19 protein-coding genes are annotated in these 23,878 nt (G+C 69.7%); 7 read left to right on the top strand and 12 right to left on the bottom strand.

Features of this window, described 5'->3' with window-relative positions; all coding sequences use genetic code 11:
• Positions 1-93: 93 nt before the first annotated feature.
• The 3 genes from AC068B_RS37285 to AC068B_RS37275 all read left to right on the top strand — a co-directional run bounded on the left by AC068B_RS37285 (position 94) and on the right by AC068B_RS37275 (position 1,626).
• Positions 94-492 carry a BlaI/MecI/CopY family transcriptional regulator gene (locus tag AC068B_RS37285; RefSeq protein WP_356266119.1) on the top strand — a complete coding sequence of 133 codons (399 nt, stop codon included), beginning with the start codon at positions 94-96 and terminating at the stop codon, positions 490-492.
• A 10-nt stretch (positions 493-502) separates the two neighbouring features.
• Positions 503-1,054 carry an amino-acid N-acetyltransferase gene (locus AC068B_RS37280; RefSeq protein WP_356266116.1) on the top strand — a complete coding sequence of 184 codons (552 nt, stop codon included), beginning with the start codon at positions 503-505 and terminating at the stop codon, positions 1,052-1,054.
• 233 nt (positions 1,055-1,287) lie between these two features.
• Complete coding sequence (locus tag AC068B_RS37275) at positions 1,288-1,626, top strand: histone-like nucleoid-structuring protein Lsr2 (protein ID WP_468566023.1); 339 nt, start codon at positions 1,288-1,290, stop codon at positions 1,624-1,626.
• Here the strand turns inward: AC068B_RS37275 and AC068B_RS37270 are convergent.
• Positions 1,605-2,195: an SCO3374 family protein gene (locus tag AC068B_RS37270; RefSeq protein ID WP_356266110.1), complete on the bottom strand. Its 591-nt coding sequence runs from the start codon at positions 2,193-2,195 to the stop codon at positions 1,605-1,607. The two genes, AC068B_RS37275 and AC068B_RS37270, sit on opposite strands and share 22 nt — an antisense overlap.
• 441 nt (positions 2,196-2,636) lie before the next feature.
• On the opposite strand from AC068B_RS37270, the gene AC068B_RS37265 reads away from it, so the two are divergent.
• The gene (locus AC068B_RS37265) at positions 2,637-5,165 is read left to right on the top strand and encodes an ATP-dependent Clp protease ATP-binding subunit (protein ID WP_478675918.1); all 2,529 of its coding nucleotides are present in this window, start codon (positions 2,637-2,639) and stop codon (positions 5,163-5,165) included.
• 91 nt (positions 5,166-5,256) lie between these two features.
• On the opposite strand, the gene AC068B_RS37260 is transcribed toward AC068B_RS37265, so the two are convergent.
• From AC068B_RS37260 to AC068B_RS37240, 5 genes are read right to left on the bottom strand one after another with little or no spacing between them, the layout of a single operon-like run.
• Entirely contained in the window at positions 5,257-7,833 is a 2,577-nt protein-coding gene (locus AC068B_RS37260) for an NACHT domain-containing protein (RefSeq protein ID WP_478675917.1), read from the bottom strand.
• A 31-nt stretch (positions 7,834-7,864) separates the two neighbouring features.
• On the bottom strand, positions 7,865-10,405 hold the full coding sequence (locus AC068B_RS37255; RefSeq protein WP_478675916.1) for an NACHT domain-containing protein: 2,541 nt from the start codon (positions 10,403-10,405) through the stop codon (positions 7,865-7,867).
• A 39-nt stretch (positions 10,406-10,444) separates the two neighbouring features.
• A complete protein-coding gene (locus AC068B_RS37250) occupies positions 10,445-11,533 on the bottom strand; it encodes a PDDEXK nuclease domain-containing protein (protein ID WP_478675915.1) in 1,089 nt (362 codons plus the stop codon).
• A gap of 46 nt (positions 11,534-11,579) precedes the next feature.
• Complete coding sequence (locus tag AC068B_RS37245) at positions 11,580-11,780, bottom strand: DUF397 domain-containing protein (protein ID WP_478675914.1); 201 nt, start codon at positions 11,778-11,780, stop codon at positions 11,580-11,582.
• Entirely contained in the window at positions 11,777-12,679 is a 903-nt protein-coding gene (locus AC068B_RS37240) for a helix-turn-helix domain-containing protein (protein ID WP_478675913.1), read from the bottom strand. Before AC068B_RS37240 ends, AC068B_RS37245 begins: the two co-directional genes overlap by 4 nt.
• 314 nt (positions 12,680-12,993) lie before the next feature.
• Between AC068B_RS37240 and AC068B_RS37235 the strand changes: the two genes are divergently transcribed.
• Entirely contained in the window at positions 12,994-13,389 is a 396-nt protein-coding gene (locus AC068B_RS37235; RefSeq protein WP_478675912.1) for an ATP-binding protein, read from the top strand.
• On the opposite strand, the gene AC068B_RS37230 is transcribed toward AC068B_RS37235, so the two are convergent.
• Entirely contained in the window at positions 13,379-16,513 is a 3,135-nt protein-coding gene (locus tag AC068B_RS37230) for an NACHT domain-containing protein (RefSeq protein ID WP_478675911.1), read from the bottom strand. The two genes, AC068B_RS37235 and AC068B_RS37230, sit on opposite strands and share 11 nt — an antisense overlap.
• A gap of 513 nt (positions 16,514-17,026) precedes the next feature.
• Between AC068B_RS37230 and AC068B_RS37225 the strand changes: the two genes are divergently transcribed.
• Complete coding sequence (locus AC068B_RS37225; RefSeq protein WP_478675910.1) at positions 17,027-17,683, top strand: M23 family metallopeptidase; 657 nt, start codon at positions 17,027-17,029, stop codon at positions 17,681-17,683.
• 37 nt (positions 17,684-17,720) lie between these two features.
• Here the strand turns inward: AC068B_RS37225 and AC068B_RS37220 are convergent, their stop codons facing one another.
• On the bottom strand, positions 17,721-18,314 hold the full coding sequence (locus tag AC068B_RS37220) for a TetR/AcrR family transcriptional regulator (protein WP_055567868.1): 594 nt from the start codon (positions 18,312-18,314) through the stop codon (positions 17,721-17,723).
• 166 nt (positions 18,315-18,480) lie between these two features.
• Here AC068B_RS37220 and AC068B_RS37215 point away from each other — a divergent pair, with 166 nt between their 5' ends.
• Complete coding sequence (locus tag AC068B_RS37215; protein ID WP_478675909.1) at positions 18,481-20,112, top strand: MDR family MFS transporter; 1,632 nt, start codon at positions 18,481-18,483, stop codon at positions 20,110-20,112.
• Positions 20,113-20,201: 89 nt separating this feature from the next.
• Here AC068B_RS37215 and cseC read toward each other — a convergent pair whose 3' ends face one another.
• The 4 genes from cseC to AC068B_RS37195 all read right to left on the bottom strand — a co-directional run bounded on the left by cseC (position 20,202) and on the right by AC068B_RS37195 (position 23,672).
• Positions 20,202-21,593: a two-component system sensor histidine kinase CseC gene (cseC, locus tag AC068B_RS37210; RefSeq protein ID WP_478675908.1), complete on the bottom strand. Its 1,392-nt coding sequence runs from the start codon at positions 21,591-21,593 to the stop codon at positions 20,202-20,204.
• Positions 21,594-21,661: 68 nt separating this feature from the next.
• Positions 21,662-22,375: a two-component system response regulator CseB gene (gene cseB, locus AC068B_RS37205; RefSeq protein WP_478675907.1), complete on the bottom strand. Its 714-nt coding sequence runs from the start codon at positions 22,373-22,375 to the stop codon at positions 21,662-21,664.
• 125 nt (positions 22,376-22,500) lie between these two features.
• Positions 22,501-23,145, bottom strand: a complete 645-nt coding sequence (locus tag AC068B_RS37200; protein WP_478675906.1) for a hypothetical protein — start codon at positions 23,143-23,145, stop codon at positions 22,501-22,503.
• Positions 23,133-23,672 carry a SigE family RNA polymerase sigma factor gene (locus AC068B_RS37195; protein ID WP_055567865.1) on the bottom strand — a complete coding sequence of 180 codons (540 nt, stop codon included), beginning with the start codon at positions 23,670-23,672 and terminating at the stop codon, positions 23,133-23,135. Before AC068B_RS37195 ends, AC068B_RS37200 begins: the two co-directional genes overlap by 13 nt.
• Positions 23,673-23,878 lie beyond the last annotated feature (206 nt).

Below are 23,878 nucleotides of genomic sequence, written 5' to 3'. Positions count from 1 at the left end.
ACGCCCTTTTTGTTGCAGTTGAGCAGAAATTAGAGGTACGCCACGTCCCTCACGCATCACGCCAATAGTGACGTCTCCCACTATTGTTCTGCTGTGCCTCGTCCATTGGGAGAACTCGAAGACTCAGTCATGACGCGGGTGTGGAAGTGGAACCGCCCCGTGACCGTTCGAGAAGTCCTGGAAGACCTTCAGGAGGAACGGTCCATCGCGTACACGACCGTGATGACCGTTTTGGACAATCTCCATCAGAAGGGCTGGGTGCGCCGCGAAGCGGAAGGCCGCGCCTATCGATATGAGGCGGTCTCCACTCGTGCCGCCTACGCAGCCGCACTGATGAACGAAGCCTGGTCGCGGAGCGACAACCCCGCCGCCGCTCTCGTCGCCTTCTTCGGCATGATGTCGGCGGAACAGCGGGAAGCGCTGAGCGACGCGATGCGTATCGTCCAAGGCCCCGAGAACCCCGCCTCCGCGGAGCGCGGCGCAGAGCGATAGCGTCCGGTTCATGCCAGCAGAGGTCCCCGAACGCAGCGAACTCAGCGAACTCAGCACAAAAGCGGTCTCCGTCCGCAGGGCGCGAACCTCCGATGTGCCGGGCGTCCGCAGCCTCCTCGACTCCTACGTCCGCGAGCGCATCCTCCTGGACAAAGCGACGGTGACGCTTTACGAGGACATCCAGGAGTTCTGGGTGGCGGAACGCGACGACAACGCGGAGTTGGTCGGCTGTGGCGCTCTGCACGTGATGTGGGAAGACCTCGCGGAAGTACGCACCCTTGCGGTGAATCCCGAGGTCAAGGGTGCCGGAGTGGGGCATCAGCTGTTGGGCAAGTTGCTGCAGACCGCCGGGTGGCTCGGCGTCCGCAAGGTTTTCTGTCTCACCTTCGAAGTCGACTTCTTCGCGAAGCACGGCTTCGTGGAGATCGGCGAGACTCCGGTCGACGGAGATGTCTACAGCGAGCTCCTGCGTTCCTATGACGAGGGTGTCGCCGAGTTCCTCGGCCTCGAACGAGTGAAACCGAACACCTTGGGCAACAGCCGGATGCTTCTGCATCTGTGATCGTCACGACGGTATTCCAGACCGTCTCCTGCCCAGGTGGGCTATGTCCGAAACGCGCACGTTTCCAGGGTTCTAGGGGTGCCCGGTCTCTCCCAGGGGTTTGTGTTTTTCCAGCAAAAGCGGTTTGCTTTCCGACGTACTGCAGTACTGCATATAACAGGGGCCGGTGAATCGACGGCGCGTGTCGTGCGGCTTGCGGCCCGGTCTCACAGTTATCGATGAAAGGAAATCCGGTGGCACAGAAGGTTCAGGTCCTTCTTGTCGATGACCTCGACGGTGGCGAGGCAGACGAGACCGTGACGTTTGCGCTGGACGGCAAGTCGTACGAGATCGACCTCACCACGGGCAACGCGGACAAGCTCCGTGGCGCCCTTGAGGACTTCGTCAAGGCTGGTCGGCGTACCGGTGGCCGTGGTTCGGGCGGCCGTGGCAAGGCGCGCGCCGCGGCGACGGGCGGCGGTCAGGACACGGCCGCGATCCGTGCCTGGGCAAAGGAGAACGGTTTCGAGGTCAATGACCGCGGCCGCGTTCCCGCGTCCATTCGCGAGGCCTACGAGAAGGCCAACGGCTGACGGCTGCGACGCCGCAGCCGGACCCGGTGGCACTGTGTTGCCGCCGTGTCCACGAGTCGTACGAGACCGGAGCCCACGGCGGGGTCGCTGTGGTGCGCAGTCCCTGCTCCCCCCACCCCGGGCAGGGACGGGAGCGCAGGCAGCGTCGGCTCCACCTCACAGCCGGGCTCCGGGGGTCGCAGCCAGACGGCGGCCCCCCGCGAGCCGGACCACCCCGGGGGCGTCGGTGCGACGATCCGCCCGCCCGCCCCGACCGCGGTGAGGCCGAGGGGGATGTGTCCCCACTCCAGCCAGTCGAGCAGCCCTGGCAGCTCGTCCGCGCTGCCCGCGCTCACCAGGAGCCGCATCGTCTCCCCGCGCAGTGCCACCGGAGCCTTCGGCCCGAGGTGGCGCAGTGCCGCGAAGCCCGCCTCCGCCGGAAGCTCCAGGACGTCGAAGCGCAGCCCCGTCAGGAGTCGCACCGGGCCTGGTTCCGGGGCGGTCGCCCAGCCGAGCTCGTTCTCGTACCACTGCCGCACCGGGTCGCTCTGCTCGACCGGTACCCGGGGCTGAGGAACTGTGGGGGCCATGTCCGAGCAACAGCCGGAACGGCGCCCGGGTTACGCAGGGTGGCGGCATGACTGCGGTGTGTGTCCAAAAAGAGGGCGTAAGGGCGTGTTCGGCGGCGCAAGGGTGTTCGCCCGTAGCTGAGGGAACCGGGGCGCGCCGCATGGAGTGTCAGTCCTTACGGGTAAGACATCCCTAGTGGGGAGGGGCGACACGCAGTCTCGGGCACCTCACGTTCGCCATCGGCGTAGTGATGGTGGGGGTAACTGCCTGGCCTGCGGGAACATCGTCTCGCACCATCGGGTTGGAGCAGTTGTCGGCGTTCGGGGTCAGGAGATCCTCCGAGTTGGGGTCCGGGTGTCGGCAGTTGGAATGAGCGGTCCCCGCTTGCGGGACTAAGCTGCGGAAGGACAGGGAGGGGACCGACCCCTTTACTGCCTGACCGCTCTGAGGAGCGATTAACGATGTTCGAGAGGTTCACCGACCGCGCGCGGCGGGTTGTCGTCCTGGCTCAGGAAGAAGCCCGGATGCTCAACCACAACTACATCGGCACCGAGCACATCCTCCTGGGCTTGATCCACGAGGGCGAGGGTGTCGCCGCTAAGGCCCTGGAGAGCCTCGGGATTTCGCTCGAGGCGGTCCGCCAGCAGGTGGAGGAGATCATCGGGCAGGGCCAGCAGGCTCCGTCCGGGCACATTCCCTTCACCCCCCGTGCCAAGAAGGTCCTGGAGCTTTCGCTCCGCGAGGCCCTTCAGCTGGGCCACAACTACATCGGCACGGAGCACATCCTGCTCGGCCTGATCCGCGAGGGCGAGGGCGTCGCCGCCCAGGTCCTGGTCAAGCTGGGTGCCGATCTCAACCGGGTGCGGCAGCAGGTCATCCAGCTGCTCTCCGGCTACCAGGGCAAGGAGACCGCCACCGCCGGCGGTCCTGCCGAGGGCACGCCCTCCACGTCCCTGGTCCTCGACCAGTTCGGCCGGAACCTCACCCAGGCCGCTCGTGAGTCCAAGCTCGACCCGGTCATCGGGCGCGAGAAGGAGATCGAGCGGGTCATGCAGGTGCTGTCCCGCCGTACGAAGAACAACCCGGTCCTGATCGGTGAGCCCGGCGTCGGCAAGACCGCCGTCGTCGAGGGCCTCGCCCAGGCCATCGTCAAGGGCGAGGTGCCCGAGACCCTCAAGGACAAGCACCTCTACACCCTGGACCTCGGCGCGCTGGTCGCAGGCTCCCGGTACCGCGGTGACTTCGAGGAGCGCCTGAAGAAGGTCCTCAAGGAGATCCGCACCCGCGGCGACATCATCCTGTTCATCGACGAGCTCCACACCCTGGTGGGTGCGGGCGCCGCCGAGGGCGCGATCGACGCCGCGAGCATCCTCAAGCCGATGCTGGCCCGTGGTGAGCTGCAGACCATCGGTGCGACCACGCTCGACGAGTACCGCAAGCACCTGGAGAAGGACGCCGCGCTGGAGCGCCGCTTCCAGCCCATCCAGGTCGCGGAGCCGTCGCTGCCGCACACCATCGAGATCCTCAAGGGCCTCCGCGACCGGTACGAGGCGCACCACCGCGTCTCCATCACGGACGAGGCCCTGGTCCAGGCCGCCACCCTGGCCGACCGGTACATCTCGGACCGCTTCCTGCCGGACAAGGCGATCGACCTGATCGACGAGGCCGGTTCCCGGATGCGCATCCGCCGGATGACCGCGCCGCCGGACCTCCGCGAGTTCGACGAGAAGATCGCGGGCGTCCGCCGCGACAAGGAGTCCGCGATCGACTCGCAGGACTTCGAGAAGGCCGCCTCTCTCCGCGACAAGGAGAAGCAGCTCCTGGCCGCCAAGGCCAAGCGGGAGAAGGAGTGGAAGGCCGGCGACATGGACGTCGTCGCCGAGGTCGACGGCGAGCTGATCGCCGAGGTCCTCGCGACCGCCACCGGCATCCCGGTCTTCAAGCTGACCGAGGAGGAGTCGAGCCGCCTGCTGCGCATGGAGGACGAGCTCCACAAGCGCGTCATCGGCCAGAAGGACGCCGTCAAGGCGCTCTCGAAGGCGATCCGGCGTACGCGTGCGGGTCTGAAGGACCCGAAGCGTCCCGGCGGTTCGTTCATCTTCGCGGGTCCGTCCGGTGTCGGTAAGACCGAGCTGTCCAAGGCGCTCGCCGAGTTCCTCTTCGGCGACGAGGACGCGCTGATCTCCCTCGACATGTCGGAGTTCAGCGAGAAGCACACGGTCTCGCGTCTCTTCGGTTCGCCTCCCGGCTACGTGGGGTACGAAGAGGGCGGCCAGCTGACCGAGAAGGTCCGCCGCAAGCCGTTCTCCGTCGTGCTCTTCGACGAGGTCGAGAAGGCCCACCCGGACATCTTCAACTCGCTCCTGCAGATCCTGGAGGACGGTCGCCTGACCGACTCCCAGGGCCGCGTCGTGGACTTCAAGAACACGGTCATCATCATGACGACCAACCTTGGAACCCGTGACATCTCGAAGGGCTTCAACCTGGGCTTCGCGGCCCAGGGCGACACGAAGTCCAACTATGAGCGGATGAAGAACAAGGTCAGCGACGAGCTGAAGCAGCACTTCCGCCCGGAGTTCCTGAACCGCGTGGACGACGTCGTCGTCTTCCCGCAGCTCAGCCAGGCCGACATCCTCCAGATCGTCGACCTGATGATCACCAAGGTGGACGAGCGCCTGAAGGACCGGGACATGGGCATCGAGCTCTCCCAGTCCGCGAAGGAGCTCCTCTCGAAGAAGGGCTACGACCCGGTGCTCGGCGCGCGTCCGCTGCGACGCACGATCCAGCGCGAGGTCGAGGACACCCTCTCCGAGAAGATCCTCTTCGGCGAGCTGCGTCCCGGCCACATCGTGGTCGTCGACACGGAGGGCGAGGGCGAGACCGCCACGTTCACCTTCCGTGGCGAGGAGAAGGCGGCACTGCCCGACGTGCCGCCGATCGAGGACGCCGCCGCGGGTGGCGCGGGCCCGAACCTGAGCAAGGACGCGTGACGCCCACTCAGGGCTGAACGCTCGAAGGGGCTGCCCCGGACCGTTTCGTACGGTCCGGGGCAGCCCCTTTTCCGTATGGCTTGTTGAAGGCTCACGCCGTGATCGTCACGCCCTCCGGTACGTTCCGCACGCGCGGCAGCCGCGGGTTGACGCGCAGCACCTGAAGGCCGGGGAAGCGGGCCAGCCACGCCATGTCCGGGTCGGGCAGCTCCGCGTTGACCCACAGGTGGGTGAGCCGTTCGGGGACCAGGCCCGCCAGGAGCTCGTCGGGGCGCATGACACCGGCCACCTGGATGCGGGGCCGCCCGCCGAGGCCGCGCAGGGCCGCGAGCTCGGCCGCGTCGGACACCGGGAAGTACAGGCCCGCCGGATCGAGGTGGGCGATGATCTCGCGCGCGTACCGCTCGGTGTCGAAGTGCCGCCAGGGGCGGGCCAGCTCGGTGCGGATGGCCAGCGAGGAGCGGGTGCGCAGCCGGGCGAGGTAGTCGATCGCCGCGTCCTCCTGGACCCGGGTCGCCGTGATGGCCAGGAGCAGCGCCTGCTGGTCGCCGGGCACCTGCTCGGGGTCGGGGAGCTGCTCCAGGACGATGGGGCCGACCCAGCCGAGGCTGCGGGCGCCCTGCTCGGTCGTGGGGCGCAGGAGGTTCTTCGTACGCCGGTGGACGAGTTCCTGGACGGCGGGGTCGAGCTCGCTGACGTGTTCCAGGCAGGCGGCGGCCATCAGGCGCCGGTGGTTGACGTGCGGCCTGCGCAGGCCGGGGGCGGCGGCAAGCAGACGCTCCAGGAAGTCGGCGCACTCCTCGGGGCGGGCATGGGCGGCGGACATGCGGATGACCTCCTCCCACTCCGGCTGGTGGGCGTGGTCGACCAGGCTGTCGAGACGGCCGCGGGCCACGATCTCCTTGGCGGCCAGATAGTCCTGGAACGTGCGGTGGATGAAGTCGACCGAGACGCCCGCCTGCTCGCGCAGCAGCCCGGTGCGGTGCAGCAGGTGGCGGAAGATCTTCTCGCCGTCGCCCGCGGCACGGGCGGAGGGGATGGCGGGCAGCGCGTCGTTCAGGACGTCGATGACGCGGGAGCGCGGCAGCTCCGAGAGCCCCTCGTCGAGCATGGCGTGGGCGAGCTTGCGCAGCAGCAGCTCGCGGGCGCCCTGCTGGAGCCGTACGTCATCGGCGTACAGCACGTCCCTCTCCGGGTCGCGGCGCTGCAGGAGCATCTCCAGGGCGGCGTCGTAGAGCTCCTTGCGGCCCTTGGGCAGGGAGCCGGAGCGGTCCCGGTTGAGGGCGCAGATCAGGCCGCACATCAGGGGGTTGGTGGCGAGGCGGCGCAGCTCGCGGTAGATCCGTACGGAGTGCAGCAGGCGCTGCTCGTACTCCTTGATGGCGTCCCTGTCCCGCGGCTCCCTGCACTGGTCGTCGCCCATCGCCGCGGTGTGCCAGTCGCGGATGAAGCGGGTGATCTGGTCGCGGGACATGGGGGCCAGCGACAGCTCGGTGAACCCCTCCTCGGCGAGGCGTTCCTGGGAGAGCCAGCCGTCCTCCACGGCGGAGGGCCGCGAGGTGACCAGGCAGGCGGTGCCGGAGAAGATGCGCAGGAGGCGGCGGAGCTGATCGCGCAGGGCGCCGCGGGTCTCCTCGGGGGCCTCGTCGATGCCGTCGACCAGGAGCAGGGCGCGACCGGCCAGGAGGGTCCGTACGACCCATCCCTCGGGCGCCTGGTCGGCCAACGGGTGACGTACGGCGTGCAGGAAGTCATCGGGCGCGGGAAAGCCCTCACGGGCGAAGCGGCGTACGGGAAGGACGAACGGCACCCGGGCGCCCTCCCGGGCCGCGCCCACGGCGAGCCACTGCACGAGCGTCGTCTTGCCGGAGCCCGCGACACCGCGCAGCAGGACCCTCTCGTGCCCCTCCAGGGCCCGGTCGGCGAGGAGCACGGTGCGCTGCGGCCCGTCCGACCCGGTGGCAGGGCCGCTGCTGCTCTCCTCCGCCTGGAGGCTGAGATAGGTGTCCTCCAGGGGCCACCGGTCGGGCGCGTTCGCGAGATCGACGCCCACGATGGTCAGCCAGCCGTGCTGGCGCACGACCTCTTGGGCGTACGCGGCCTCGAACTCGGCGTCCTCCTGGGAGGGTTCCGTACGCCGGGCGGTGGCCGCGGCTTCGGCGTCGTTGAGGTCGACGAGCTGGCGGACGCGGCTGGCGCGCTCGGGCATGTGGCGCTGGATGTACGGCGAGCGGCGCACGAAGTGGTGCAGCACGTGCAGACAGACGGCGACGAGCAGCTCGTCGTGGAACCAGGCGGCGTCGGGGCTCAGGCCGCGGTCCGCGCCCTGCACGGCGCCGCGCAGCCGCCGCGCGTAGTCCTGCGGGCCGAGGCGCACGGCGTCGGCGTCGGTGAGGTCGAGCTCGCCGATGGCGAGCAGGGTGCGGGTCAGGACGTCGGCGACGGCGGGGAGTTCGGCGGTCGGCGTGGTGTGCCGCTCGGCGGCGAGCTGGATGAAGTCGGCGGCGGTGCGGTGGACGTGGTCCGGGTCGGCGGGGGCGTCGGGGCCCCGCCAGGTGGTGAGGGCGGCGATGAGGTCGGGGGTGGTGGGGGGCCGGGACGGGATGCGGAAGAACCGTTGTACGAGGGGCATGGCGTGGGCCGAGGGGGTGCGTACTACGGACTCCATGGGCATAGAGGATATGTCAAGTGGCCTATGACTAAGGTGCGTTGAGGCGTACACCGGACGGGATCTGCAGGGCCGTGTTCGCGTCCACCTCCGTGTCCACGTGCACGTCGGTGAGGTGCGGGAAGGCCGAGAGCCAGGCGAGGCCCTCGACGGGGTGGGGTGCGTCCAGTGAGAGAGCGGCGAGCTGCTCGGGCACGATGAGTTCCACGAGGTCCTCGACGCGGTAGGCGCCGATGACCTTGATGTTCGGCCAGCCTCCGATGGAGCGCAGGGCGCGGAGGTCCTCGGTGCCGTGCACGGGGACCATGGGCCGTTGGGACAGGCGGGCGAGGATCTCCGCCACGTAGAGCTCGCGGTCGAAGATGCTCCAGGACGCGGTGAGGACCAGCTGGACGTGGCGCTCGGGGTGATCGCGGAAGCGCGTCAGGAAGTGCAGCGCCGGGTCACTGCCGATCTTGGCGGCCACCAGGGGCACCAGGTAGGCGAGCTCCCCCTCGACCTCGTCGGGGCCGGGCAGCAGGTGGAGCACCAGATCGCGGCCCGCTTCCGCGAGGTCGTACGCCTCGCGCTCCGTTCGCGGCGGAATCAGCGACCGCACCCCCTCCTCCACCAGCTGCCGCACGGTCGGCGCCAGCTCGGCCGCGTACGAGGCCGCCGCCGCCGCGAGCAGCTTCCCCCGCGCCGTCCCGCCCGCCACCAGCCGCTGAAGCATCCGTTCCGCCTCCTTGGGCCGCGCGTGCGCGACCGCCAGCAGGATGACGTCCTCCCATTCGGTCCGGTCCGCGTGGTTCAGGAGCAGGTCGAAGTCCAGCTCCTGTACGGCGAGACGGGCGCCCAGGTAGTCCTGAAACGTGCGGTGCAGGAAGTCCACGCGTCCGTGCGCGGGTTCCCGCAGCAGCCCCGCCCTCAGCAGCAGCCAGGTGTAGACGTCCTCGCCGCTGCCGTCCAGGTTCATCGCGGGTGCGGCTTCGCCGAGGATGTGCACGGCCTCCGAACGGTCCATCTCCACACGGCTGTTGCGGATCAGCCACCAGGCGAGCTTCTGCAGGAGCTGCACCTGGGTGGCGAACGGCAGCCGTATTGCGGCCCTGACGTCCCGCTCGACGTCCCTGCGCTCAAGGAGCATCGTCAGAGCGGCCTCGTACAAGGACTTCCTGTCCTGCGGCAGGAAGCCGCGCCGCTCGCGGTGGAGGGCGCAGAGCATGCCGCACATCAGCGGGTTGGTGGCGAGCCGGTTCAGCTCGGACGCGGCCCGCACGGACTCCAGCAGAGCGGTTCCGACGCCGTCGTCGGCGTCCGCGGCGCGATGCCAGCGCCGCACGAACGTCTCGACGTCGTCGCGGGTCATCGGCGACAGCGAGAGCTCCGCGAAGTCCGTGGTGTCCAGCCACTTGTCCGGGACGGCGGAGGGGCGGGTCGTGACGAGCCACAGGTTGCCGGGGAAGGTGCGCGTCAGATCGCGCAGCCACCGCTTGGCGTCCTTGCGCCGCTCCTCGGAGATCTCGTCGATGCCGTCGACGAGGAGCACGCCGCGCCCCGCCCGCAGCACCCGTTCCACCCAGCCCGCGGGCTGCTCCCCGGTGACGAGACAGCCGACGGACGTCAGGAACTCCGCGGGAAGGGGCAGTTCGGTGTCAGAACGGACGATCCGCCGCATCGGCAGCACGAACGGCACGCGCCCCATGAGGTGGGTCAGCCCGTGCTCGTACGTCAGGTCGGCCGCCGTCACGGCGAGCCACTGCACCAGCGTCGTCTTGCCGGACCCGGCGACGCCGCGCAGCAGCACGTGGTCGTGCTGGGCGAGCACCTGCTCGGCGGCGACCTGGGCCGCGCCCTCCCCGGGCCGGTCCCTGGTCGCCTCCAGGCTGAGGTAGGCCGTGTCGAGCGGCCACTCGCTGGTCCCCGCGTAGACGTCGAGGCCGTAGATGGTGAGGGTGCCGTGCCGCGCGGTGATGTACGACGCGTACCGCGCCTCGAACGCGGCGTCCTCGGCCGACTGTGACGGCAGCCGTTCGAGGAGTACGTCGACGGCTCTGACCACCTGCGCGAGCTGCTGGCTCTGCCGGGTCTGCTGCCGGGCGATGTAGGTGGAGCGCTGCGTGAAGAAGTTCAGGATGTGCAGGGAGGCGGTGTGCAGCAGCCGTTCGAGGAACACCTCGGCGTCGCGGCTGAGCGCGAAGGTCGCGACGGCCACGGCGGACTGGGACCGCAGGGTGCGCGCGAACTCCTCGGGGCCGAGCGCGACGGCTTCGTAGTCCTCGATGGTGAGGGCGCCGAGGGCGGCGAGGCAGCGGGCGAGGGCGGCCCTGACGGCGACGGCTTCGGCGGCGTCCACGGGGAGTTCGCCGGGCCCCGCCGCCTTCAGCGCCCTGCGGACGAGCTCGTCTGCGATCTTCTCGACGTCCTTCGGGGTGACGTCCCGCTTCTCGCCCTTGAACGACACGAGCCCGGAGATCCGCACGGGTTTGGTGACCAGCGCGGCGCCCGGCTGATCCTTGACGAAGAGCTTCTTCACGAGGGGCGCGACCGCGCTGGACGCGAGACGGGCGCCGAGGGCTCCGGGGTCGACCATGGTTCGAGGTTAGGTCAACGGGCCCACCCGGACAGGGGTTTAAGAGCCGCCGAGTCGACCGGCCTCCGCCTGCTCGACGCCGTCGATGGCTTCCTGGACGACCCGGGACAGGTCCTCTTCGGTGGGGATCAGCTCACGCTCCGCCGGGGCGAGCGTGGAGTAGGAGGCGACTGCCATGGGGTTGTTGCTGGCGTCGAGGGCCAGCTGAACGGCTGCCTTGTTGTGGCGAGCCCCGATGAGGAAGCCGATGGTCGCGTCGTCCCGTTCCGGCTCGCGCACCATCTGATCGACCACGCTCACATAGAAGTTGAGCTTGCCGACGTGCTCGGGGCGCACGTCCTTCGTCTTGAGCTCGAAGACGAAGTAGCGGTGGAGCTTGAGGTGGTAGAAGAGCAGGTCGATACGGAACTCGTCGCCCCCGATGACTACGGGGTACTGGCGCCCCACGAAGGCGAAGCCGACACCGAGCTCCGTAAGGAACCGGATCATCCCGTCGACGATGGCGGTCTCCAGTTCACGCTCGGCGTGATGCTTGTCGAGTCCGAGGAAGTCGAGGCGATACGGGTCCCGGACCAGCTCCTTGAGTGCGTCGGAGCCGTCCGGCACGGTCGCCGCGAAGTTGTTGGCGGCGGCGCCTTGGGTGAGGTGCAGCCCCTGGTGGATGAAGCGGTCCAGGATCGCGCGGGACCAGCCGTTGCGGACGGCTTGGGCGGCGTAGAAGTCCAGCTCCGACGGGGTGTCCAGCTTGGTCATGAGGACGGTGATGTGTCCCCAGGGCAATTGTGCAACGGGCTGTTGCACAATTGGTCCCGGCCACGTGCGGGCCATCTTCTGCATGTACATCAGGTTGCGTCGAGAGAAGCCGCGCTGGTTCGGGAAGGCCGCCTTCAGGTCAGCCGCCAGGCGGGTGACGACCTTTGTGCCCCAGCCCTCCTGTGCCTGCCGATCGAGAATGAGATGTCCGATCTCCCAGTGCAGCCGCACCAGTTCGGTGTTGACGGCCCGTTGGGCACGGGTCCGTGCGCAGGACACGGCCCCCTTGATCTCGCTCAGGAGGTCGCCGTACCAGGAGGGCAGGTCGTTCCGCTGGGCAGGGATCTCGGCTCTGGCCTCGGTGTTCTTGCTCATGGCGCCGACGATTGCGCAGGGCGCCTTATCGGGGGCGCGATTGGGGTCACTTCACCCGAACGGTGCGGTTGGACGGGGTGAGGGTGCGTATGAGGGCGGCGAAGGCGGTGGGGCTGGTGGTGAGCGTGGTGGCCGGGGCGTCGCTCTCTTGGAGGTGGATCTGGCCGGTGGGGTGGGCGGCCACGTAGACGCAGTTGGCTCCGGCTCCCTCGCTGAAGGAGGACTTCTGCCAGGTGAGTTCAGTCATCGTCGGGCTCCGCTGTGTGCGTAGTGGATGTGCTGGACGAGACCCAGGGAGTCTCGGTCTTCGAGGCGGTCCGGTGTGTTCTCGTTCACGATGGGCGCCAGGGCGCTGGCGCCCAGGGCGGCGATGGTTGCTTGGTACTGGGAGATCGCCTCGCTGTCGTGCAGGGTCATCCCGGCGGCGGGGTGCTCGACGAAGACCGTTTCCATCCCCGGCACTCCCGGGGAGAGGAGTAGGAACGGGGCGCTGCGCCAGGCCTGTGTCCCCTGGTCGAACGACAGGACCTGGATGGTGACATGCGGGTTGGTGGAGCTATGGATCAGGTGCGCCAATTGGTTGCGCATGATCTGAGGGTTGCCGACGACCATGCGCAGGGCGGCCTCATGGATGACGACGTGCACCTGGGGCGGGTGTTCACCGGTGAGGATGTGCTGGCGCGCGAGGCGGAAGCGCACGAGCGTGTCGATCTCGGCGGGTCTGGCGCTCGGCCGAGCGTTCTGGAACAGCGTGCGCATGTACGGCTCGGTCTGGAGCAGACCTGGGATGAGCAGCGTTTCGTAACTCGCGATGCTGGTCGCCCGGTTCTCCAACTCGGCAAGGTCAAGCAGCTGCTGGGGCAGCTCCTTGCGGTACTCGGACCACCAGCCCTTGCCGTTGCTTTCCGACAGGCGCACCAGTTCGTCGATATAGGTCCCACTAGTGCAACCGTACCTGGCCGCAAGGGTGTGGAGACGTTCCGTTGAGATGCCGGTCCTGGCCGCCTCGATGTGCGTCATGTGGGGACGTCCCACACCGATCAACGCCGCCGCCTCGATGAGGTTGAGCCCCGCCTTCTCGCGCAGCTTTCGGAGCTCGACGCCGAGTCGTCGCTGGCGCTCGGTGGTGTGCAGCCGTAGTGCCAAGGGTGGGCCTCCCGGGAGTTCGGGCTCAGTTTGCCGCCTCCAAGGGTGAAGGTTCCACCGATTGAGGCAAGAAGGTTGCACTAGTAGCACCCACTCCCTACTTTGAGTGAGGCGACGCTCACGCAACCATGCCGGAAGCCTCGCTGTCGACGCATTCCCCCGCCCCGCCCGCCCGCAGAAGCGCACCGCCCGATCCAACTCCCCGTGCCGGACGGGGGATTGTTCGCGAGGGGCGGTAGGCCACTGCGGTCGGGCCACGTGGGGCCGGTCATCCAACAGTCGAAACAGCGACCCCAACGCCATGGAGGCGTCTCATGGGCGTACCCCCGCATGACCTCACGTCGGACACCTACACCCTGTTCACCCCCGGCAACGCCTACTCCGCCAAGATCTGCCGCGACTTCGTGCAACGCACCCTGGAAACCCTCGGCCTCGGTCACCTCGGGGACGCCGCCGCCCTGTGCACCTCCGAGCTGGTGACCAACGTGCACCAGCACACGAAGAGCGACGTCCACCTGAGAGCGGCCATCGCCACCACCCACGTACGCATCGCCGTGTACGACGGCGGCGACCAACTGCCCACGCCCCGCAGGCCCGATGCGGGCCAGGAGAGTGGGCGGGGGCTCTTCCTCGTGACCGCGCTGTCGGACGTGTGCGGGGTGACGCCCGCGAGCGCGGGCAAAGGAGTGTGGTTTCAGCTCAATCGATGAGCGGGCCGTAGACGTGTACGTCGATGTGGGCGGGCAGGGCGTCCAGGCCGGTGGCCACGGCGGGGACCGTCAGCTCCGTCAGGCTCGGGTGGTGGGCCAGGGCGGAGACGTCGATGGGGGCGTGCCGGTCCGGGCTGCTCTCGGGATGGTCCTGAAGGAACAGGCGCTTGAGTCCGGGTGCGACCGTGCAGAGGCGGGAGGCCAGGTCCCCCCAGGAGTCGTCGGGAGTGAGCTGCAGGTCGAGCAGACCGGGCAGGGTCAGCCCCGGCGGGGCGGTCATGAGGGAGCGCGACGGCAGGTTCAGCGCGGTGAGCCCCGGCAGGGCCGCGAACACCTCCCAGTCCCTCGACGTCAGCGGATGGTCGTGGCTGAAGGTCACCCGTGCCAGCTTCGGCCAACGGGCCAGGCTCGGCAGGTCGGTCAGCGCGGCGCGGGAGTCCACCAGGCCGAGGAACGTCAGGGGAGCCTCGGCGGGGAACGGCGCCAGGCTCCACGGCTCCTGCGCGCCGAAGACACTGAGCCCGTCCAGGCGGCTCAGGGCGGCCAGCGCCTCGGCCGTCAGGAGGCCCGGCGGGAACCTGTTGAGCAGCAGGAAGGTGGGTTCGCAGGCCGCTATGAAGCGGGCGGCGACGTCGGGGCTGAGCCCCGGTCTGATGTCCAGCCGCCGCGGGCGCAGACCGAGCCGTTCGAGCTCGGTCACCTGTTCGTCGGTGCGGAGGGTGAAGTGGATGTCGTGCCCGTCGAGCCGGGCGATGACCTGCTCCGCGTACGGACGGCAGGCGTGTCGGTGCCACCCCCACATCAGCTGGCTGCGTACGCCGAGACCGCTGTGCCCGGCGAACCGGGCGAGGAAGGGGATCGTGGCGTCCGAGTCCACGTGCGTCGCGGTGACGGCCACCTGCTGGGCCTCGTCGTCGGAGAGGCCGTCGGGCCCCGGCAGCAGGTCGAGCACCATGGCCCCGACCGTCGCCAGCGCCCGCGCGTCCGCCGCGCTCCGCGGCGGAATCAGCGCCGCCGTGCGCCGCTCCACCTCCTCCCGCACCGCCGGGGCCAGCTCCGCCGCGTGTTCCAGGCAGGCGGCCGCCAGGAGGTGGATCCGCTTGCGGGCCCGGTCCTGCGGGTGGCGGTCCCCGTGCGTGAGCAGGTCGCCGAGGATCTCCGCCCGTTCACGCGGCCGCGCCTGCGCCACCGCCATGCGGATGACGTCCTCCCACTGGTCGTCCGCCGCATGCTCCACCAGGACCCCGAAGTCGCCCGCGTCGACCGCGGCCCGCGCGCCCAGGAAGTCCTGGAACGTGCGGTGGACGAAGTCGACGGTGTCGGGGCCCGGCTCGCGCAGGAGGCCGCTGCGGTGCAGGAAGTGGGTGTAGACGGCCCCTGCGTCGCCGAGCCCGGCCAGCTCCGGCACCGCCGGGAGCGCGTCCGCGACGATGGACTCCGCCCGCGAACGGTCCATGACCGTACGGCCGTTGCGGATCAGCCAGTACGCGAGCCGCTGCAGGAGCTGCACCTGCGGCTCCTCCCGCAACTCCGGGACGGCCATGTGGCGTTCGCGGTCCCTGCGGACCAGCAGCATGGAGAGGGCCGCCGTGTACAGGTCCTTGCGGCCCATCGGCAGGAAACCCCGCCGGTCCCGGTGCAGGGCGCAGATCAGGCCGCACATGAGCGGGTTGGTGGCGAGGCGGCCCAGATCCGGCTTCGACCGCACCGCCTCCAGGAGCTGACCCTCGTACGCGACGAGTTCCGCGTCCTCCTCCGGAACCCCCGTGGCCGCCGCGGTGTGCCAGCGCTCGATGAACGCCGCCACCTCCGCCTTCCCCATCGGGGAGAGCGTCAGCTCGGTGAAGCCCTCCTCGGTGAGCCAGTCCTCGCGTACGGCCGACGGGCGGGACGTCACCAGCCAGCGGTTGCCGGGAAACGCGTCGATCAGGTCGCTCAGCCAGGCCCGGGTCCGGTCGCGCTCGGCGTCCGGGATCTCGTCGATGCCGTCGATCAGGACCAGGGCGCGGCCCGCCGTCAGGACGCGCGCCTCCCACCCGTGCGGCTGCGTGCCCGCGAGCGGACAGCCGATCGAGGCGAGGAAGTCCGGGGGAGCGGGCAGCCGCTCGCCGTGGCGGGTGAGGGTGCGCAGGGGGAGCACGTAGGGGACGCGGTCGTCCAAGTACGCCATGGGGCGGTGGGTCTCGGCGCGGTCCGGTCCTGCAACGTCCCGGCGGGTCGCGCTCACCGCCAGCCACTGCACGAGCGTGGTCTTGCCGGAGCCCGCCTCGCCCCGGAGGAGGACCCGGTCGTGGGTGGCGAGGGCCTGGTCCGCGGGGAGCGGGGGCGTGTGCTCGACGACCTCCACCTCTTCCGCGTGGTGCTCCGCCCCCGACGGGTAGCGGACCGTCCCGACGCGTCCGGGCGGCTCCGCCTCCAGCGACATGTACGCCGCGTCCAGCGGCCACTTCCCCGGCGACCCCGTCAGGTCGATGCCGAAGATCGTCAGCTTGCGGTGCTTCTTCGCGACGTACGCGAGATAGCGCCGCTCGAAGGCGAGGTCCTGCGCCCCGGCGACCGGCCTGCGGGCGATCAGCTCGTCGACCTTCGCGATCAGCTCGTCCTGGCCCCGGCTCTGCGCGACCAGCGTCGCCGCGACGAACGTGGAGCGCTGCGTGAAGAACTGCAGGATGTGCAGGCACGCCCACTCGGTGACCGAGTCGAGGTAGAGGGCGGCGTCCTGGGACAGCTCGGCGGCGAGGGGCGGCCCGCTGCCCGCCGCGCCGCGCAGGAGCTCGCGGGCCAGCTCCCGGTGGCCGAGGCGGACGGCCTGGACGTCGTCCATGTCGAGGTCCCCGAGCGAGAGCAGCACCCGGGCCAGGGCGTTGGTGACGGCCAGGGCCTCGTCCGGCGGGAAGGTGCGCTCGCCGGGAGCGGCCAGGGACGCCGCCACCAGCCGCTCCGCGAGGCGCCGCACGTCCCGCCTGCTCAGCGTGCGCTGCTCGCCCCGGAACGACACGAGGGAGGACAGCCGCATCGGCTTCGCCACCAGGCCCGCGCCGGGGCCCTCCCGTACGAACAGTCTTTTGACCAGGGGGGCGACGGCACTCGACGCCAGGCGGGTGCCCATGACCGCGGGATCCATGGGCGTGAGCGTAGTGGGGGTCACATTCGCGGCGGGGTGGATCTAGGGGGCCGGTGACATGCCGCACAGGCCTTTTGTCCGGTACTAGGCGGAATAGTGGATGCGACGGGATCGGCGGTCGGGACCTTCGGCCCTCAACCTCCGGGACCTTGGTCGCGTCGGGCCGCGACGGGTGCGGCCCTGGTGGGGGTGCGGGTCGGGAGCGGCTCCGACGTGCGGCTAAACGCGCGTGAGGAGAGGAAACCTCGTTACCGGACCGTGGGGTAATTGTCCGGATTTGGTGGTGTCAAGCGGACTAAATCCCCGCCTCCGGCTACGGCTTTGGGTAGTAGATGGGCGTTTTGGGCGGCGGCAGGGGTGGGGGTTACCAAGGGATGACCGACCCGGCGAAGCGCGGTCGGCGGGTGATCCGCCCGCCCCGCCTGCCGGGTCCGTTCATGCCCCCCTCGGTCGCACGCGTCAGGCGTCGCCGCAGTCGTCATCGCAGTCGTCACCACCCCGGAGGACATCCCCATGTCGAAGCGCACCAAGTCCCACCGTCCCGGCCCGTCGTTCTTCCGTACCCGCGTGGCCGTCGTCGCCGCGGGCGTCGGAGTGTCGACGGTCCTCGGCGCGGGGGTCTCGGTCGCCGCGGGGGACGCCAAGAGCGGTGGGGCGCTGCCCGGCGTCGCCGTGAACTCCGTCCAGGCGCAGGCCGCCGCGCAGGCGAAGAAGGCCGCGGACGTCAAGAAGGCCGCCGCCGCGAAGGTCGCCGCCTGGGTCGACCCGGTCAAGAACTACACGCTCTCCGCGAGCTTCGGCCTCGGCGGCAACATGTGGTCCCACAAGCACTCGGGCCAGGACTTCGCCGTGCCGGTCGGCACCTCGGTCGGTGCCGTGCACGGCGGCACCGTCGTCAAGGCGGGACCGAACGGCGCCGGTGACGGTCCCGCGTACGGCAACGCCGTCGTGATCAAGCACAGCAACGGCACGTTCTCCCAGTACGCGCACCTCTCGCAGGTCGACGTCCGGGTGGGCCAGGCCGTGGGCACCGGCCAGCGCATCGCCCTCTCCGGCAACACCGGGAACTCCAGCGGTCCGCACCTGCACTTCGAGATCCGTACGACGCCGAACTACGGCACGGCCGTCGACCCCGTCGCCTTCCTCGCCTCGGTGGGCGTGAAGGTCTGACGCTCCGACCGCTGTGACCGTCCGACCCCTGTGACGGTCAGGCGCCCGTGTGCGCCCGTGTCACCAGATCGATGGCGACCTCCAGGATGGCCTTGCGCTTCTCCTCGGGGTCGCCTTCGACGTCCTTGAGCACGAACATCCCGCCGTGCATGGTGAACAGCGCGCTGAAGCAGCGCACCTGGTCGGACATCGGCGCGTCCGGATCCTTGAGGATCTCGTAGATCCCGAGCATGCGGTCCTTGAAGCTCTCGCCGGTCTTCAGGTCGCGCATCGTCGCCTGGTTCTCCTGCATGAAGCGGAAGAGCGGCGCCGCGTGGATGAGGATCTCGCTGTACCGGGTCAGGGTGAGCTGCTTGGTCTCCAGGGAGACCGGCCGCGGCTGTTCGTGACCCCAGGCGATCAGCTCGTCGATGGGCCTCGTGAGGTCATCGAAGATGCTGGTCAGGATGTCTTCCTTGGTCTTGAAGTGGTAGTAGAGCGCTGCCTTCGTGACCTCCAGGCGCTCGGAGATCTCCCGCAGTGACGTCTTCTCGTACCCCTGCTCGGCGAAGAGTTCGAGGGCTACGTCCTGGATCCGCTGGCGCGTGTTCCCGCGGCGCTGCTGCTTGCTCGTGCCTGTGCCCGTGCCCATCGGGGTACTCCTCGGCTCCACTGAACTGGCTCCACTGAACTTCGAATGAACTTACTTGACGCCCGGCTAGTTAGGGGTCTACCTTCCCCAGTGTAATCAGCTAGCCGGGCGGCAAGTAAGTATCGGGGTGCCCGGCAGAGTGCGCGGAGTACGGGGAGTGGGACACATGCCAGAGAAATCGACCGGGGCGGTCGCGGGGGCCGGGGCGACCGGTGCGACCGCGCAGCTCGAGAAGGGCGAGCCGCAGCCGCGCAGCGTGCGTGTCGTGCTGATGGCCCTGATGATCGCGATGCTGCTCGCGATGCTCGACAACATGATCGTGGGCCCCGCGATGCCGACGATCGTCGGCGACCTCGGCGGCATGGAGCACCTGTCGTGGGTGGTGACCGCCTACACCCTGGCGACCGCCGCCTCCACCCCCATCTGGGGCAAGCTCGGCGACATGTACGGGCGCAAGGGCTCCTTCCTCACCGCCATAGTCATCTTCCTCGCCGGTTCCGCGCTGAGCGGCATGGCGCAGGACATGGGACAGCTCATCGGCTTCCGGGCCATCCAGGGCCTCGGCGCGGGCGGGCTGATGGTCGGCGTCATGGCGATCATCGGTGACCTGGTGCCCCCGCGGGACCGCGGCAAGTACATGGGCATGATGACCGGCGTCATGGCGGTCGCGATGATCGGCGGCCCGCTGGTCGGCGGCTCCATCACCGACCACCTGGGCTGGCGCTGGGCCTTCTACATCAACCTGCCGCTGGGCGCCGTCGCCCTCGCCATGGTGACCTCCGTCCTGCACCTGCCCAAGAAGAAGGCGAAGGGGCGCATCGACTACCTCGGCGCGGTCCTGCTCACCGTGGGCATCAGCGCGCTCGTGCTCGTCACCACCTGGGGCGGTTCGGAGTACGCCTGGGGCTCGGCCGTGATCATGGAGCTCATCGGCATCGGCGTCGCCTCGCTCATCGGCTTCCTCTTCGTACAGAAGAAGGCCGCCGAACCGATTCTGCCGCTGCACATCTTCAGCAACCTCAACTTCTCGCTGATGGCCGTGATCGGCTTCATCACCGGCTTCGTGATGTTCGGCGCGATGCTCTTCCTGCCGCTCTTCCAGCAGTCGGTGCAGGGCGCGTCCGCGACCAACTCCGGTCTGCTGCTGCTTCCGATGCTGCTCTCGATGATGGCCGTCTCGATGGTCGCGGGCCGCGTCACCACCTCCACCGGCAAGTACCGCCTCTTCCCGATCGTCGGCACCGTACTGATGGTCACCGGCTTCTACCTGCTGTCGCAGATGGACACCGGCACCTCGCGCCTCACCTCGGGCCTGTACATGGCGGTGCTCGGCGCGGGCATGGGCTTCCTGATGCAGATCACCATGCTGGTCGCGCAGAACAGCGTCGAGATGAAGGACATGGGCGTCGCCTCGTCCTCGGCCACGCTCTTCCGCACGCTCGGCTCCTCCTTCGGTGTCGCGATCATGGGCGCGCTCTTCAACAACCGCGTCCACGACGTGATGGCCGAGCGCGCCGGATCGATGGGCGGCAAGGTCACCGAGACCTCGGCACAGCTGGACGCCGAGAGCCTCAAGCAGCTGCCGGAGGCCATCCGGGACGCCTACCAGCACGCGGTGTCGGCCGGTACGCACTCGGCCTTCCTGCTCGGCGCCGCCATCAGCGTGGTGGCCCTGCTCGCCTCCTTCTTCGTGAAGGAGGTCCCGCTGCGCGGCTCGGGCCCCGCGGACAAGCCTGCCGGGGACGCGGAAGGGGACTCCGCGCGGGCGGCCGGGCAGACGGTGGCGGAACCCGTCTGATCTCCACCGCCCCGCCCCTCGGCGGACAACGGCCCCCGGCGCGCAGTGCGCCGGGGGCCGTTCCCTGTCCACATCCGCGTACGGAGGTGTCAGAGGTTGTCCGGCAGCTTGAGCACCGGATAGCTGCCCGTGTTCGTGGGCGCGTGCTCCGGCAGCCACAGCACCGCGACCGCACCCTCGGAAGGCTCGTCGGGAGCCGCACCCGCGGGGCGTACGTTGCGGAAGGTGAGCCGCGCGCCGAGCACCCGCGCCTGGCCCGCCGCGATCGTCAGACCGAGGCCGTGCCCGTGCCCCGCGCGGTCGGTGCTGCCCGTGCGGAAGCGGCTCGGACCCTCGTCGAGGAGCGCCTCGGGGAAGCCGGGCCCGTGGTCGCGCACCCGGACCACCCGGCCCTCGACGCTGACCTCGATGGGCGGCTTGCCGTGCTTGGCCGCGTTGGCGACGAGATTGCCGAGGATGCGCTCCAGACGGCGCGGGTCGGTGGTGACCTCCGACTCGTGCACCACCGTCACCCGCACGTCCGTGCTCAGGACGGCCATGCGCCGGGACACGAACTCGCCGAGGGTGATGTCCTGCAGCTCCGCGCGCTCGGCGGCGGAGTCGAGGCGCGCCACTTCGAGTACGTCCTCGACGAGCGTGCGCATCGCCTGCGCGCGGTCCCTGACCAGCTCGGTCGGCCGTCCGGGCGGCAGCAGCTCGGCCGCCGTGAGCAGTCCGGTCACCGGCGTGCGCAGCTCGTGCGCGATGTCCGCGGTCACCCGGCGCTCGGCCTCCAGGCGCTGCTTGAGCGCGTCGGCCATGGCGTCCACGGCGCTCGCCACGTCGTCGGTCTCGTCCCGCACGACACCGCCGATCGCCTCGCGGACGCTGACGTCCGTCTGGCCCTGGGCGACCTCGCTCGCCGCCGTCGCCGCCTTGCGCAGCCGCCGCGACAGCTGCCCGCCGATCAGCACGCCCAGCGCGCAGCCGCCGAAGACGACCGCGATCGAACCGATGACGAGGGCCTGGTCGAGGTCCTTCATGACGGTGGCGCTGCGGTCGGTGAAACGGGAGTGCAGCGACAGGACGTGTCCGTCCGCGAGCGGCACGGCGGCCCAGATGTCGGGCACGCCGTCGGGCTTCTCCTCGACGTACGTGGCGCGGCGGCCGGTGAGGACCTTCTGCCGCAGCTCCTGCGGCAGCTCGGGGTCGTCGACCTTCGTGCCGAACTGCAGCGTCTGCCGCTGGGACGCGGAGGAGTACAGGCGCAGCGCGAACTGGATGCGCTCGTCCTGCACGTCGCGTGCGTTGTCGAGCATCGAGACCCGCGCGGCGTTGTGCACGACCAGGCTCAGGGCGATCGCGACCAGCGCCCCGACCAGGGCGATCGCCGCGGCGATCTTCCAGCGCACGCCCGTGCGCACGTGCAGGCCCGCGCGCAGGCGCCCGCCGGACCGGAACACCTCGCGGACACGCTCGACCGCCCTGCGCCCCCCGTTCATATGCGTCGTCCCCTGAATCCCCCGGTCGCCCGGCGTCCGCTCTGTTCTCTTCTCGGCACGAGTCCCGCTCACGCCTTGAGCTTGTAACCGAAGCCGCGGACCGTCTCGATGCGGTCCTGGCCCACCTTCGTGCGCAGCCGCTGCACATGGACGTCGACGACGCGGGTGTCACCGCCCCAGCCGTAGTCCCACACCCGCTCCAGGAGCTTGTCGCGGGAGAGGACCGTGCCGGGGGCGGAGGAGAATTCCAGCAGCAGGCGCATCTCGGTCGGTGTCAGCGCCACCGGAGCGTCGCCCCTGCGCACCTCCATGCCGACCGTGTCGATCTCCAGGTCGCCGAAGTTCAGCACCCCGCCGTCCTCCGCGCCGCTCTCGTCGTGTCCTGACCCGGCCGAGCCGGGACCGCTCGCGTGTCCGAAGCGGCGAAGGACGGCACGGATGCGGGCGACGAGGACGGCGCCGTCGAACGGCTTCGTCACGTAGTCGTCGGCGCCCGCCTCCAGGCCGAGCACGACGTCGATGGAGTCGGCACGGGCCGACAGCATGATCACCGGGACGGTCGACTCGTCACGGATGCGGCGGCACAGCGAGACGCCGTCCAGGCCCGGCACCATCACGTCGAGCAGGGCGATGTCCGGCCGGTCGGCGCGGAACGCCTCCAGGCCCGCGAGACCGTCCGGCATGGCGGTCACGGCGAAACCGTCGCGCTCCAGGGCGAGCTGGGTGGCCTCACGGATGACGTCGTCGTCCTCGACGAACAGGACGTGGGTCTGCTCTGCCATCGGGTGCTCTCAGTCCTTTTCGGTGCGTCGGGGGTTCGGGCGTCGGAGTGGCGTCGGAGTGTCGGTGTCCCGTGGGCGTCCCCTGGGCGTCCCGTGGGAGTCCCGCGCGTGTTGCGCGGAACAGGTCAGTCCGCGGACGGCTCGGACGGCTCTGCGCCCACCGCGTTGCCGAAGTCGTTGCGCGTGCGCCCCGACTCCGTGAAGCGGTTCGTCGACCAGCGGTACGTGATCACTTCCTCGCCGGAGGGATAGGCCACCGAGTCGCCCGACTCGTACAGCTGCTTCGTCACGACCAGGGCGCCGCGGTCGATCTCGGCGTAGACGGAGGCGGGCTCCTCGGCCTTGAAGACATTCTCGTACTTATCGCCCTGAGCGCGATAGACGTAACTGCCGATCCCCACGGCATCACCGCACGTCAGCACATTCACCACAACATCCGATGCCGATCCGCCGGTCAGGTTCCCGTACGAGACGTCCACCGGGTAGGCCTTCCCCACGCACGGCTTCAGATCCCGCTTGATCGCCGTGCTGACCTTCGGGTCCTCCTTGACGAGCCGCACCGCGTCGATCTTCTTCGTCGGCACGGAGGCCGAGGGTGAAGGGGACGGGGCCGTGGACGCCACGGGCTCACTGCTGGCAGGGCCCTCGTCGCGCGCGCCGGAACCGCCCGTCGAGCAGGAGGAGAGCAAAAGGCCGAGGGCGGCGAACGTGGCCACCGCCGCGCTCGCCGCCTTCACGCCGTGTGTGACCCGAGGGCCTAGGCCGCGCAACTCTCCCGCTCCTCACGTTCGAGCGCGCGGGCGTCCAGGTCACGGCTCTCCAGCTCCTGGCGGAGCCTGGCGAGCGCCCGGTGCAGCGTGCTCTTGACCGTTCCGGCCGACATGCCGAGGGCGGCGGCCGTCTCCTCTGTGGACATCTGCTCCCAGTGTCGCAGCACGACCACGCTGCGCTGCTTGGGTGCGAGCACCTTCATGATGTCCATCAGCAGCGCGCGGTCCGCGTGCTGCTCGGTGGAGTCTTCCACGCTCGCGTCGGGCAGCTGCTCGGTGGGCACTTCTTCGAGCTTGCGGGCGCGCCACCACTCCGTACGGGTGTTGATCATGACGCGGCGCAGGTAGGCGTCCGCGAGCCGCTTGTCGGCTATGCCGTCCCAGCGGCCGTACGTCCGCACGAGCGCGGTCTGCAGCAGGTCCTGGGCGTCGACGGGGTCCGGGACCAGGCGCCGGGCACTGCGCAGCAGAGCATCCTGCCGAGTGCGGACGTACTCTTCGAACTCGAGCACCTCGCCGTGCGCCATATCAAACCGCCTCCGTTCCGTCCCCATCACCGACCGCCGTCCTTGCTGTGCGGTACAGGTATGAAGCTACGGAGGGCTTGTCACGGGGTTGTGCGGAGCAGCCAGCGGCGGACGCACGGCTGTACGTAGGTTGTGTAACAGAAGTAGGCCCCGCGTAAATCCCTGCGTTTACCAGGGCCCCAGGGGCCCCTGCCATCGGGTCGAAG

Source organism: Streptomyces sp. NPDC042371 (assembly GCF_056437465.1).
The sequence above is the reverse complement of the archived record's forward strand: the minus strand, read 5'-3'. Positions and strand labels throughout refer to the sequence as shown.

What these genes read in the sequence shown, in the direction of transcription:
- AC068B_RS37280 (WP_356266116.1), top strand. Translation starts at nt 503, where the DNA reads ATGCCAGCAGAGGTCCCCGAACGCAGCGAACTCAGCGAACTCAGCACA.
- AC068B_RS37270 (WP_356266110.1), bottom strand. Translation starts at nt 2,195, where the DNA reads ATGGCCCCCACAGTTCCTCAGCCCCGGGTACCGGTCGAGCAGAGCGAC.
- AC068B_RS37265 (WP_478675918.1), top strand. Translation starts at nt 2,637, where the DNA reads ATGTTCGAGAGGTTCACCGACCGCGCGCGGCGGGTTGTCGTCCTGGCT.
- AC068B_RS37260 (WP_478675917.1), bottom strand. Translation starts at nt 7,833, where the DNA reads ATGGAGTCCGTAGTACGCACCCCCTCGGCCCACGCCATGCCCCTCGTA.
- AC068B_RS37255 (WP_478675916.1), bottom strand. Translation starts at nt 10,405, where the DNA reads ATGGTCGACCCCGGAGCCCTCGGCGCCCGTCTCGCGTCCAGCGCGGTC.
- AC068B_RS37250 (WP_478675915.1), bottom strand. Translation starts at nt 11,533, where the DNA reads ATGAGCAAGAACACCGAGGCCAGAGCCGAGATCCCTGCCCAGCGGAAC.
- AC068B_RS37245 (WP_478675914.1), bottom strand. Translation starts at nt 11,780, where the DNA reads ATGACTGAACTCACCTGGCAGAAGTCCTCCTTCAGCGAGGGAGCCGGA.
- AC068B_RS37235 (WP_478675912.1), top strand. Translation starts at nt 12,994, where the DNA reads ATGGGCGTACCCCCGCATGACCTCACGTCGGACACCTACACCCTGTTC.
- AC068B_RS37230 (WP_478675911.1), bottom strand. Translation starts at nt 16,513, where the DNA reads ATGGATCCCGCGGTCATGGGCACCCGCCTGGCGTCGAGTGCCGTCGCC.
- AC068B_RS37225 (WP_478675910.1), top strand. Translation starts at nt 17,027, where the DNA reads ATGTCGAAGCGCACCAAGTCCCACCGTCCCGGCCCGTCGTTCTTCCGT.
- AC068B_RS37220 (WP_055567868.1), bottom strand. Translation starts at nt 18,314, where the DNA reads ATGGGCACGGGCACAGGCACGAGCAAGCAGCAGCGCCGCGGGAACACG.
- AC068B_RS37215 (WP_478675909.1), top strand. Translation starts at nt 18,481, where the DNA reads ATGCCAGAGAAATCGACCGGGGCGGTCGCGGGGGCCGGGGCGACCGGT.
- cseC (WP_478675908.1), bottom strand. Translation starts at nt 21,593, where the DNA reads ATGAACGGGGGGCGCAGGGCGGTCGAGCGTGTCCGCGAGGTGTTCCGG.
- cseB (WP_478675907.1), bottom strand. Translation starts at nt 22,375, where the DNA reads ATGGCAGAGCAGACCCACGTCCTGTTCGTCGAGGACGACGACGTCATC.
- AC068B_RS37195 (WP_055567865.1), bottom strand. Translation starts at nt 23,672, where the DNA reads ATGGCGCACGGCGAGGTGCTCGAGTTCGAAGAGTACGTCCGCACTCGG.